The organism is Methylomonas subterranea (assembly GCF_024505185.1).
GTDB classification, from domain to species: Bacteria; Pseudomonadota; Gammaproteobacteria; order Methylococcales; family Methylomonadaceae; genus Methylomonas; species Methylomonas subterranea.
The window spans coordinates 24708-36941 of the sequence record NZ_JANIBJ010000003.1 but is presented as its reverse complement, the minus strand read 5'-3'; the positions used below and the strand labels follow the sequence as shown (position 1 = coordinate 36941).

The 12234-nt window shown below is 54.5% G+C and carries 8 protein-coding genes; 3 read left to right on the top strand and 5 right to left on the bottom strand.

Going from position 1 to position 12234, the window contains the following annotated elements; translation table 11 throughout:
- The first annotated feature begins 22 nt into the window (after positions 1–22).
- Positions 23–1333 (top strand): 30S ribosomal protein S12 methylthiotransferase RimO, encoded by a 1311-nt coding sequence (gene rimO / locus NP590_RS02250; RefSeq protein ID WP_256600545.1) that lies wholly within the window; start codon positions 23–25, stop codon positions 1331–1333.
- A 79-nt stretch (positions 1334–1412) separates the two neighbouring features.
- Here the strand turns inward: rimO and NP590_RS02245 are convergent, their stop codons facing one another.
- From NP590_RS02245 to NP590_RS02225, 5 genes are all read right to left on the bottom strand, one after another.
- The gene (locus NP590_RS02245; protein ID WP_013818493.1) at positions 1413–1622 is read right to left on the bottom strand and encodes a cold-shock protein; all 210 of its coding nucleotides are present in this window, start codon (positions 1620–1622) and stop codon (positions 1413–1415) included.
- Between the two features lie 295 nt (positions 1623–1917).
- A complete protein-coding gene (locus NP590_RS02240; RefSeq protein WP_256600542.1) occupies positions 1918–4005 on the bottom strand; it encodes a cation:proton antiporter in 2088 nt (695 codons plus the stop codon).
- A gap of 146 nt (positions 4006–4151) precedes the next feature.
- Positions 4152–7826, bottom strand: a complete 3675-nt coding sequence (locus tag NP590_RS02235) for a pyridine nucleotide-disulfide oxidoreductase (RefSeq protein WP_256600541.1) — start codon at positions 7824–7826, stop codon at positions 4152–4154.
- A 48-nt stretch (positions 7827–7874) separates the two neighbouring features.
- The gene (secF, locus tag NP590_RS02230; protein ID WP_256600540.1) at positions 7875–8804 is read right to left on the bottom strand and encodes a protein translocase subunit SecF; all 930 of its coding nucleotides are present in this window, start codon (positions 8802–8804) and stop codon (positions 7875–7877) included.
- An 84-nt stretch (positions 8805–8888) separates the two neighbouring features.
- Positions 8889–10346: a TrkH family potassium uptake protein gene (locus NP590_RS02225; protein ID WP_256600539.1), complete on the bottom strand. Its 1458-nt coding sequence runs from the start codon at positions 10344–10346 to the stop codon at positions 8889–8891.
- Positions 10347–10583: 237 nt separating this feature from the next.
- Between NP590_RS02225 and NP590_RS02220 the strand changes: the two genes are divergently transcribed.
- The gene (locus NP590_RS02220) at positions 10584–11105 is read left to right on the top strand and encodes a phosphatase PAP2 family protein (protein WP_256600538.1); all 522 of its coding nucleotides are present in this window, start codon (positions 10584–10586) and stop codon (positions 11103–11105) included.
- A complete protein-coding gene (locus tag NP590_RS02215) occupies positions 11106–12185 on the top strand; it encodes an MJ1255/VC2487 family glycosyltransferase (protein ID WP_256600537.1) in 1080 nt (359 codons plus the stop codon).
- Positions 12186–12234: the final 49 nt, after the last annotated feature.

Below are 12234 nucleotides of genomic sequence, written 5' to 3'. Positions count from 1 at the left end.
TTTTACCTTTTGAGAAAAATACATGAGTAATCCCCGCGTTGGTTTTATCAGTTTGGGCTGCCCGAAGGCCCTGGTCGACAGCGAGCAGATTTTGACCCGTCTGCGCGTCGAGGGCTATCAGGTTTCGCCGAATTACAAGGATTCCGATCTGGTGATCGTCAACACCTGTGGTTTCATCGATGCCGCCGTGGAAGAGTCGTTGGACAGCATAGGCGAGGCGCTGGCGGAAAACGGCCGGGTCATTGTTACCGGTTGTCTGGGTGCGCGCCAGGACGAAATTCTGGCCCGCCATCCGCAAGTATTGAAGATCACCGGCGCGCACGCCACCGATGAGGTGGTGAGCGCGGTGCATGAGCATTTGCCGCCGGCGCATAATCCGTTTATGGATTTGCTGCCGCCGCAGGGCATCAAACTGACCCCGCAACATTATGCCTATCTTAAAATCTCCGAAGGTTGCAACCACCGTTGCACCTTTTGCATCATTCCGTCCATGCGCGGCGACTTAGCCAGCCGGCCCATCGACGATGTGATGCAGGAGGCCGAGCGCCTGGCCGATGCCGGCGTCAAGGAGCTATTGATCGTTTCGCAAGATACCAGCGCCTACGGCTTGGATTTGAAATATCAGCATCGGCGCTGGCGCGGCCAAGACCTGCAAACCCGCTTTTACGATTTGGCGGCCGCGTTGGGCGAATTGGGAATCTGGGTGCGGATGCATTACGTCTATCCCTACCCGCATGTGGACGAAGTGGTGCCGTTGATGGCGGAGGGCAGGATATTGCCATACCTGGATATTCCGTTTCAGCACGCCAATAGCCGTATCTTAAAGCTGATGAAACGGCCGGCGGCGGCGGAAAACAATCTGGAGCGCATCAAGGCTTGGCGCAATATTTGCCCGGACTTGACGATACGCAGTACCTTCATCGTCGGCTTCCCCGGCGAAACCGAGCAGGAATTTCAGGAATTGCTGCAATTTTTAAGCGAGGCGCAAATGGACCGGGTTGGTTGTTTTGCTTATTCGCCGGTAAAAGGGGCCGCCGCCAACGAGTTGCCGGATTCGGTGCCGGAGGATGTCAAACAGGAGCGTCTGGCCCGCTTTATGGAGCATCAGGCCACGATCAGCGCCGAGCGCCTGCGGCGGCGGGTGGGGCGAATCGAAACCGTATTGGTTGACGAAGTGGTCGAGGAAGGCGCCGTGGCGCGCGGCAAAAGCGATGCGCCGGAAATCGACGGTCAGGTCTTTATCGATGGTGCCGTTCATCTTGAAGTCGGCGATTTCGTCGATGTCGAAATCGAGGAAGCCGACGAATACGATGTCTGGGGCCGGCTGGTGTAACAGTCCGCCTTCAGGCCGCGCAAATAAAAAAACCCGCCGCTGCTGGGCATTGGCGGGTTTTGCATTTATAAGCCTTGGCTTATAAAGGGTTTACGTTTTCAGCTTGCGGGCCTTTTTGACCGTTGGTCACTTCCATGGTGACTTTTTGGCCTTCTTTCAGGGTTTTGCGGCCGCTGCCGACAATGGCGCTGAAATGCACGAATACATCCTTGCCGCCGTCTTGTTCGATGAAACCGAAGCCTTTTTCATCGTTGAACCATTTTACTTTGCCTTCTACTTGTGCTGACATAAATCTCTCTTTCTAAAAAGTGCCGAAACCGGCGTTTGTGTTACGGGTGGTGAATAAAGCGGGTAGTGGAAGACGTGTAAAGCGACAACGATTACCTAGCTAAATCGGGGAACATTATACATAGCTATCACTTTACGCCAAGCAAAAAGATGGATTCTGTCTGTTAAGGTTTTGTGAATTCGGCCATTCGGCGGCCCGGACGGGGATGGATTAGTTAGCGCCCTTAATTAAACCTTTGTTGGATAAAGGTTTTCCGGGCCGCGCGGCGCGTGCCAACGCGGCCCACCGCTGCCGGCTAATAATTTTTTTGCTCCAGTTCATGCCGCAACATGATGTAAAGCTTGTTGGTGATAACCTCGTTTTTATGCAACTTATCCAATGTTTCGGCTTGCACGACGGTCAACGATTGCGACGCGGTTGCTTCGTTCAGGCGGGTCAGCAGTTCCTGGTTATGTTGAATCACGCTCAACATTTTGTCTCCGGTGTTCGCTTGAATGTTTTTATACAAAGCGAGCAATTTCTGGAGGGCGGTTTTGTCGTCGAACACTTCGCTGAGACTGGAGTTTTCCACCGCATTCAATTCCTTCACGACCTTGCCGCTGATTTTATTCAAGGCTCGGTAGTAGCGGTATAACTCTTCGGCATTCACGCCATGGTCGCGCCAGAATGCTATCCGGCTGATCAATAGTACAAAGCGTTCCAGGCTGTCGATGGGAAAATGTTCGTCAACCGACGTGACCTGCTGCTGACCGCGCTTGATGCGTTCGGTTTGGATGCTCAGCATATTGGAAATTTTCTTGTAGATTTTTTCCTCGATTTCGCCGCGCAGAAAAATATCCTTCAGTTCCTCTTTTTCCACGCCCAAGGCATAGGTACGCAGCATGTTTTCGGTCAGGCTACCGGAGTCGCCGATGGCGGCCTTGCAATCCAGGCAGGCCAATTGATAAAGACTTTGATAACGCTTTTTCAGCGAATCGTGTTGCTCTTCGGTTAGTTGCTGGTTTGCCAGCAGCTGATCCAACTTTTGCAGCGACTTGTCGTAAATTTGCGCCTTGCTTTTGTAATAGCCGACTTGCTCCATTTCGGTCAAGGCGTCTATGCCCAATACATGCATGACCTTGCCTATGGTGGTGGCCTTGATCAGCAGGGTGAAATAAATGCTGCCTATGGTGACGGCGGCGATGAACTGCTTGACGCTGAAACTTAAAGTCCAGCCCTCGATGGCGAGGTCGTCGGGAATCAACAACACCATCACGATCGCCAGCGAGCCGCGCAAACTGCCCCAAGCCAACAAATGCATCCAGTTGCGCGGGATGGGGCGCTCCTTGCCGGTCATATTCAACAGCCATAGAATGGGATAAACGGACAACGCGCGTCCCACCACCACGGTGGCGATGGCCAATAATATCGGCCAAATGGCTACATTCAGGTCGATGGCCAAGTTGGCGAACAACAGTCCCATTAATATGAAAACCAGGGAGTTGGTGACGAAGGCAAAATAGCCCCAGAATTTTTCCATGTATTCCTCGACATCCGGCGACATTTTGTAACGGCCGAAATTGCCGATCACCATGGATGCGATCAAGGTGGCGATAATGGAAGACAGTCGAATCTCGTGGCCGCCGATCACCAGATGTTCCGAGATCACCTCGGTCAGAATAAAAGTGAAATGCGCCACCAGCAGGGTCAGGGTGATTTCCAGATGCTCGTTGCCGTGTACTTTTTCGATCAGTTTGGCGAACAGGAAGCCCATGATCAAGCCGAAAATGATGCCGCCGCCCAACATGGTCAGAAACGAAATCAAGGCGCCGACGGCCGATTCGCTGCCATGATAGCCCTTGGTCATCAAATCCAGCGCCACCAAAAAGGCCGCGAAGCTGGTCGAGTCGTTGAACAAGCTTTCGCCTTCAAAAATCAGGGTCAAACGGTGCGGCGCTCCGTATTCCTTGAACAGCGCCAGTACGGCCACCGGGTCGGTCGAGGAGATGATGGCGCCGAACAGCAATAATGCCAGGATGGGAACCGGGAAGCCGGCAATTTCGAAAATGTAGGAACCGCCAATGCCGATAAACAATACCGAGATTAGCAAACCCACCACGGCCAATAGGCCTATCGAATAAATGTTTTCGGTCACATGGCGGATATTCATGTTGTAGGCGGATTCGAAAATCAGAATCGGCAGAAACACGAAAAACAACAATTCCGGTGTCAGTTGGAAACTGGAAATGAACGAAAAAAACTCGATATGCGATAGCGGTACCAGCAAGGAGCCGACGATTACCAGCAATACCGTGTAGGGCAGTTTGAGTTTTTTCGACAGTAGGAACACTGCCAGGGAAATCAGCATCAGGCTGAAAAGAGACAGAAACACTTCGAGATTCATGGCGATTCTCCAAAATCTATGTTGCAGCATCAAAGCGCTGAAGCGGTCGCGTAAGCTAGTGCAACCGCTTCAGGCAACTGTTAAACCCGGAACATTGGGGTTTGCTTTGGTTTTGACGGCGCCGTCCCCGGCGCCAAAAAGCAAGCTCAGACCTGGGCTTTTTCCAACAAATACGTCAACCACAGGGAAGAAAGTTTCTCCTGTACGGTATTTTGCCGCAACCGTGCCTGCAGGTTCGGAAAGTCAACATAATCCAGCGCTTGATCCTGGTTGTAGCAGGAATACATAAAACTTTCCTCGCCGCTTTCCGGATCGACATGCTTGCACAGGCATTGGGCGCAGACACCCTTCATCATGCACTGCATGGGCGAGTTGATCGAGCCTATGGCTTCGTGGCCTTCCTTCAGATAAGGTTTCAAGGCCGCGAAGCGCGCCGCCTTTACCGCCGCCATCATGCGGTCGGAGCCTATCACGATCAAATGATCGACATCCCGCAAGCTCAGCGCGGTGTCGCCGAGCTGGCCGGTGGCATAGGCAACCATGGCTTCGACGATATTGCCGACAAAGGTTTTATCTTGCGGACGGGTGACCGGAATCGCCTCGTTGCCGGGGCGATCGTCCACCGCCCAGACGATGACGTCGGAAGCTTCTTCGATCTCCGGCACCTTGAACAAATCTTCGCGGTTACGGTAGCCGGCGAAATACAACACCTTGTTGCCGGCGGCGCGCATGGCCTTGCCGATGGAGAACAACACCGCGTTGCCCAAGCCGCCACCCAATAGCAGCACGGTCTGGTTTTGCGGAATTTCGGTCGGCGCGCCGGTGATGCCCATCAATACCAACGGATCGCCGGCTTTCCAGGTGGCGCACAGGCGGCTGGAGCTGCCCATTTCCAGGGCAATCAGCGATACCAAGCCTTTTTCCTTGTCGACCCAGGCGCCGGTTAGAGCCAAGCCTTCCGCCGCCAGTGTGGTGCCTTCCACGACCGGGGCCAGCGATTCGTAGTTTTGTACCCGGTAGAACTGGCCCGGTTCGAAATTTTTCGCCGCCGCCGGCGCTTTGATTACCACCTCGATAATCGTCGGCGTCAGGCGGTTGACTTCCACCACGTGGGCCAGGAAGGTGGCATCCAGGCACTGCTGTAAATCCAGCAGTTGCTGGTCGCGAACAGCTTGTTGCGACGGATCCAGCGCGGCCAACTCGTCGGCGAACAACTTGACGATGTAGGGGTAACCGTCCTTGGCGCTAGCCATGGCTTTTACCACGTTACCGGCATACACCGGATGGTTGTCGCCATAGAAGGTAATGTAGCGGCCGTTACTGCTATAGGATGTAAACGGTGCCGGTTTGCCGACCTTGACTTGCGCATCGTCGGCCATCGGCATCAATTCCGCTTGGCCTTGCAGCCAGTCCGGCTCGTGCCGTTTGTAGAACTTGCCTTCCATCGCGAAAGTACGCGGATGCTCCGACTGGTAAATCGTGTTGGGTGCGGTGCCGGCGGCGATAAACAAGCCGCGTAGCGCTACTTCCACTTCATCGGTTTTGCGCCATTTGCCTTCTTGTTCCGCGAGTTTTTCGAAACGCACAGCCCGCAGGTGGCCGTATTGGTCTTCAAGTGCTTCCAGCGGACTCATGCCCTCGGCAAGATAGATGCCTTCCGACAGGGCTTCGTGTATCTCCTCGTGGTTTTGCCGGTAAGCCGGCGAATCCTTGATGCCTTTGCGGTAGAACAGCGTGACGCCGCCCCATTGTTTCAGGAACGGCAGAAAGTTCGGCGTTTCGCCGGCGGCAGCGGCGCGCTCGCGTTCCTGCTCGATGATGCGGCCGTGCGCCAAAAATTCTTCCAGAATTTCCAGTTCTTCGGCATCGTAACGGCCCCGTACCGCTTGTTCGCCGTACTGGGCGACCAGTTTATCGTAACGGTTGACGATTTTGCTGACCTGGCCGGGATAATACGCCAACAATTCGGTCGCGGTATCGATAGCGGTCAAACCGCCGCCGATCACGCCGGCCGGCAAACGTACCTGCAGATTGGCAAGGGATGATTCCTTGGCCGCGCCGGTCAGCTGCAAACCCATCAGGAAGTCCGATGCTTTGCGGATACCGCGGATCAGGTTGTTTTTCAGGTCGATGATGGTCGGTTTGCCGGCGCCGCTGGCGATGGCGATATGGTCGAAGCCCAACTCCCAGGCTTCGTCGATAGTGACGGTGCCGCCGAAGCGTATGCCGCCGTAACATTTGAAAGCCGCGCGGCGCAACAGGGTCAGGTAAATCACTTTCAAGAAGTTTTTATCCCAACGCACGGTGATGCCGTATTCCGCCACGCCGCCGAAACCCAGCATGACCCGCTTGTCCAAATCTTCGTACAAGTCCTTGAAGTCTATGATGGGCAAGGGCGGATTATTGCGATCGCCGGTCAAATGCAGCGGTAGCGGCTCGATTTTCAGCGCATCGATGCCGACCACGCCGAAGCCTTCGTTCAACAGATAGTGCGCCAGCGTGTAGCCGGCCGGGCCCATGCCCGCCACCAGCACGTTTTTGCCGTTGTAGGGCAGGGCGGTGGAGCGTTTGACGTTAAGCGGGTTCCAGCGGGTCAGCAGGCTGTAGATTTCGAAACCCCATGGCATGAATAACACGTCGGTCAGGACATTGGTTTCGATTTGCGGGATATTGACCGATTCGGTTTTTTGGTAAATACAGCCGCGCATGCAATCGTTGCAGATCCGGTGGCCGGTACCCGGGCACATCGGGTTGTCGATGATAATCATCGCCAATGCGCCGATATTGTCGCCCTGGCGTTTGACCACGTGCATCTCGGAAATTTTTTCTTCCAGCGGGCAACCGGTCATCAAGGCGCCGAGATGGTTGGTTTTAAAGGTCGCGTCTTTCTTGTTCTTGATGCCCTTGGAGCAGGAGTCGTTATCGCGGTCGTGGCAATAGATGCAATGGTCAACTTCGTATAAGGCTTGCCGCTGGTTGAAACGTTTGTCGGTCAGCGCAAAACCGTCGCGGCGGCGGTGATGGTGTTCGTCGCAGGCCCATGCGTCGTAACCCGTTTGTTCAACCGATACGTGCTCGACCAAATTGTCCAGATTGGTTTTTTCCGGCACTTTAAAGCTCAGCCATTTGGCGACCACGGCTTGCAGTTCCGGCATTTGTCTGGCGGCAAAGCTCCAGCGGTAAACGATATCCAATAAGCAGGCGATCAATCCGGTTGCCGAATCGCAGCCCAGCACCAATACCGGTTGCTCGCTGATCTGGCTTTTCAAGATGGCGACATCGGCGTCGCTCAAATCGGTTTGCTGCGACATGCGCCACAGTTCCGCACCCAATTGGCTGACGGCCAATTCCGGATCCTCGGCGAACAATAATTGTTTGCCGGTTGCGGCCAGCAAGGCATCCAGCTCGGCCTGCAGTTGCGCTATGTCCCAGCCTTCCGTGGTTTGTCCCTTAAAACGGCTGGCCAGTTTACCGACGATTTCCGTACGGTATACGAACACCGCGTCGAATTCGCCGCGTATCTGGCCGATTTGCTGCTCGCGGACATCGGTGACGTTGAACAAGCGGGCGACAAAAGTACCGACCAAGGGCGCCATTCTGACCAGCAGCTCGGAAATGTCTTCCGGTTTCATGCCTTCGCCGGCGCAGGCGCGGTAAGCACTGATTTCCGCAAATAAATTCGCGTCGTGTTGTTGCACGGATTGGTCGAAAACATCCAATAAGTCGGCCAAGCGTTTGGCGTCGTACAGATCCCGGTATTCAAAGCCGGGGATGCCGAGAGTCAGTTGCGTAAATTGGCTGGTATTAAGCATTTGGGTCATCAAGTTGTTCCGTTAGTAGTCGCTTGTGAGAGTTTTGAAAATGGCCGGTTAGGGTAAATCGTCAAGAACGCTTTCTTTTTGCGTGACCAAAAGGTCTTCCTTATTTAGCCCCAAGGCCAGCGCAATCGCGCTGGCTACGTAAATCGATGAGTAAGTGCCGACAACCACGCCTATCAGCATGGCGATCGCGAAGCCGTGTATGGTTTTGCCGCCCAGAAATACCAGCGCCAAGACGGTTAAAAACACCGTGAACGAGGTCAGAATGGTACGGCCCAGGGTTTCGTTGAGGGCGTTATTGGTGATTTCCTCGATTGAGGTGGTCAGGCGCGTGCTGCGAAAGGTTTCGCGGATGCGGTCGTAAACCACGATGGTGTCGTTGATGGAATAACCGATGATGGCCAGGATTGCCGACAATACCGTCATGTCGAATTCCCAACCAAACACCGAGAAAAAACCCAGCGTGATGACGGAGTCGTGGATCAAGGCCAAAACCGCGCCGACCGAGAATTTCCACTCGTAGCGGATGCTGACATAAACCATGACGCCGATGAAGGCGAATAGCAACGCCAGGCCGCCATCGTCGATTAGGTCGTTGCCTACTTGCGGACCGACAAATTCGACCCGGCGCATTTCGCCGGGCGCGGACTGGCTGGCGTTGGCGGCTTCCAGGACTTGTTGGCTGAGTTGATCCTGTTTGATGTTTTCCATGGGTTTCAGCCGCAGCAAGACTTCCTGCGAGCTGCCGAAATGCTGTGCGTTGGCGTCGGCAAAGCCGCGTTCCGCCAGGGTTGAACGCATTTTGTCCAAATCCACGGATTGCTCGAAGTGGATTTCGTAGACGCTGCCGCCGGTGAAATCGATGCCGAACGACAAACCGTTTACGAAAAACGATATCACCGAGATTACAAGCAAAAGACCGGAGAACATAAATGCCAGTTTGCTTTTGCCGAGAAAATCAAGTTGCCGTAGGGGTTTCATGCACAAATCCTGAATATAAATGGGTGGAAGAGAGGCTGTCGACCCCGTTTCCGGGGCTATGGGCGTCAAAAGCAGCGAATTGTACTATTTTCTCCAGAAAGTAGGCGTAAAAAGCACAACCAGGGTAAATACTTCCAGCCGTCCCAGCAGCATGGTGATGGCGCATATCCAGGTTTGAAAATCGTTCAGATTGGCGTAGTTGGTGGCGGGGCCCAGTTGGTTCAGGCCGGGGCCGGCGTTGTTTATACAGGCAATGATGCCGCTGAGCGCGGATATCGGGTCCAGACCGGTGAATATGAGCGCAAAGGTCATGCTGACCACGGAAATAAAGTACAGAAAAATAAAGGCCAACACCGCAAAAATCACCTTGTTGGCAATCGGCGTGTTGCCGATGCGGATCGGGTTGACGGCGCGGGGGTGCAGAATGCTGAACATTTCGCGGCCAGCCTGTTTCCATAGCAGCAGGGCACGGAACATTTTGATGCCGCCGCCGGTTGAGCCGGTACAAATCGTGATGCAACTGAGATAAAGCATCCACCAGGGTATGAACGGCGGCCATTGGTCGAAATCTGTATTGGCAAAACCGGCGTCGGTGGCGATCGATATCAGGTTGAAACTGATATAGCGCAGCCCGGTTAAAAAGTCCGGATATAGGGCGGCATGCCAAATGTAAAACGCGCACAACAGAATGCTGAAGGATAGCAAGCCCAGCATGGGCATGAATTCCGGATCTCGGGCGTAAGAGCCGATGCGCTTATTGTGCAAGGCGGTGTAATGGGTGGCAAAGTTGGTTGCGCCCACCAACATGAAGACGGTAATGACCAACTCGATGGCCGGCGAATCGAAGTAGCCTATGCTGGCGTCGTGGGTGGAAAAACCGCCCAGCGACAAGGTGGAGAAGGCATGGCAGATGGCGTCGAACCAGCTCATGCCGGCGAGCTTGAGCGAAACGATACATAACAGGGTGTAGGCCACATATACCATCCACAACAGACGGGCGGTTTCGGTGATCCGCGGCGTCAGTTTGCTGTCCTTGACCGGTCCGGGAATTTCGGCTTTATACAACTGCATGCCGCCAACGCCCAATAAGGGCAGAATCGCCACCGCCAGTACGATGATGCCCAGGCCGCCTATCCAGTTCAATTCGTGCCGCCAGAGATTCAAGGACGGCGCCAGAGTATCCAATCCGGTCAGTACCGTGGCGCCGGTGGTGGTAAAACCGGACATGCTCTCGAAAAAGGCGTCGGTGAAGGTCAATCCGGGTATGCCCCATATAAGAGGCAGGCTGGCCGCCGAAGCCATCAGCAACCAGAAAAAAGCCACCAGCAAATAACCGTCGCGGGTTTTTAATTCGCCGCGAAATTGCATGGTCAGGCTGGCCAACAAGCCCCCCACCCCGATGTTCAGCGACATGCCGCGCAGAAAGTGTTCGGTCATGCCGTCTTCAAAATAAATCGAGGCGGCGATGGGCAGCGCGTAGGTCAGTCCGAATATCATCAATATCAGGCCGAGTACGAAGGAGAGGGTACAAAAGCGTTGCATAGTGGGCCTGTTTGGCGAAGTGGGTCGACAGTTTGAATGGGACTTATATCCGGCGCGGGCCGCAAATTGTAACAAACATTCCGCCGGATTCAGCTTGTCACATAATCTTAAACAACTCTTCACGCGACTGTAACAAAGCCGCCTTAAGCTGGAGCCGTATTCAAAGAGCGCCGAAAATCAACGGAAGAATGGGTTTTCCAATGCCGCAAAGGGTTGCGGCACCAAGCGGAGAGTGTGATGAAACTGATCTATTCGATTCACCAATACGATGTGTTGATGTTCAGCCGCCTGAACAACAGCGCCATCCATGCCAGTCTGGTCCGGCTTTGCCGCTTGTTGTCGTGGAGCGGCGACGGCATTTTGTATGTTGCCCTGGCCGGCGGCTTGTATTGGGCCGAGGGTTCCGCCAATCCTCTATTGCAGACCCTCTTGTTGGGTTTCGCGCTGGAACGGCCGGTGTATTTCGTATTGAAAAACGCCTTCAAGCGCAATCGTCCGCAGCAGGCGATACAAAATTTTCGCAGTGTGATCACGCCTTCCGATCAGTTCAGTTTTCCGTCCGGACACACCTCCGCCGCCTTTTTGGTGGCCACCCTGGTGAGTTATTTCTGCCCCGGCTTAAGCGTGCTTTTGTACGCCTGGGCCGTGCTGGTGGGCTTTTCGAGGCTGGTGCTGGGCGTGCATTTTCCGACCGATACATTGATGGGGGTGGTGCTGGGTGTCGGCGCCGCCATGTTTAGTCTCAACAACATTTTATAGATGAAAATTTTTTATGGTGTGCAGGGCACCGGTAATGGCCACATTACCCGCGCCCGCGTAATGGCCGGCGAACTGTATGCCGCCGGATTCGAGGTCTGCTTCCAATTTACCGGCCGGCCGGCGGAAAAATATTTCGATATGCAGGTGTTCAACGGATACCAAACCCGCGAGGGTCTGACCTTCAATACCCGCAACGGTCAGGTCTCCTACCTGAAAACCGCCCTGCAAGCCAGCCCGATCCGTTTTGTAAAGGATATCAAGGCGCTGGATTTAAGCTCTTACGACTATGTCATCAGCGATTTCGAGCCGGTCACGGCCTGGGCGGCCAGAAGGCAAAAAAAACCGGTGATAGGCATAGGCCATCAATATGCCTTCGGCCACGCCATTCCGCGCAAGGGCTCCGATCCGCTGGCCGAACAGGTCATGAAACTGTTTGCCCCCGCCGATGTGGGCGTGGGGCTGCATTGGCACCATTTCGGCCAGCCCATCCTGCCGCCCATCATCGAAACCCCGGCGTTTCCGGAGAAGGTGCTGGTCAATAAAATCGTGGTTTATCTGCCGTTTGAAGACCAGCAGACGGTCATGCGCCTATTGTGTCCGTTCGAGAATTTCGAATTTCACGTTTACGCGCCGGAGCCGATCGAGTCGAAATACCCGCATATCGCCTTCAAGCCGCTGTCGCGGGACGGCTTCCAAAGGGATTTGTACGACTGCGCCGGCATCATCAGCAACGCCGGCTTCGAGTTGGCTAGCGAATCCCTGCAGATGGGCAAAAAAATTCTGGCCAAACCGCTGCATGCGCAAATGGAGCAGATCTCCAACGCGGCCGCGTTGGAACAATTGGGTTACGGCCACACCATGTTCGATCTGGATGCCCAGGTTATCGAAGACTGGCTGCATAATCCGCATGCTGTGCGGGTCACCTATCCCAATGTAGCCAAGGTGATAGTCGACTGGTTGCGGCACGGCATGCCGAAAATGGATAGCGAGTTCGTGGAAAATGTCTGGGACAGCGTGGAAGTGTTGCAGGTCAGACACGGAGAAATGCTTGCTCCCGCCGCGCGGACGTCGGCGGCTTAGGAACGCGCGCGAACTCACTTTACAAGGCATTCCCTCGCCCTTCGGGCGC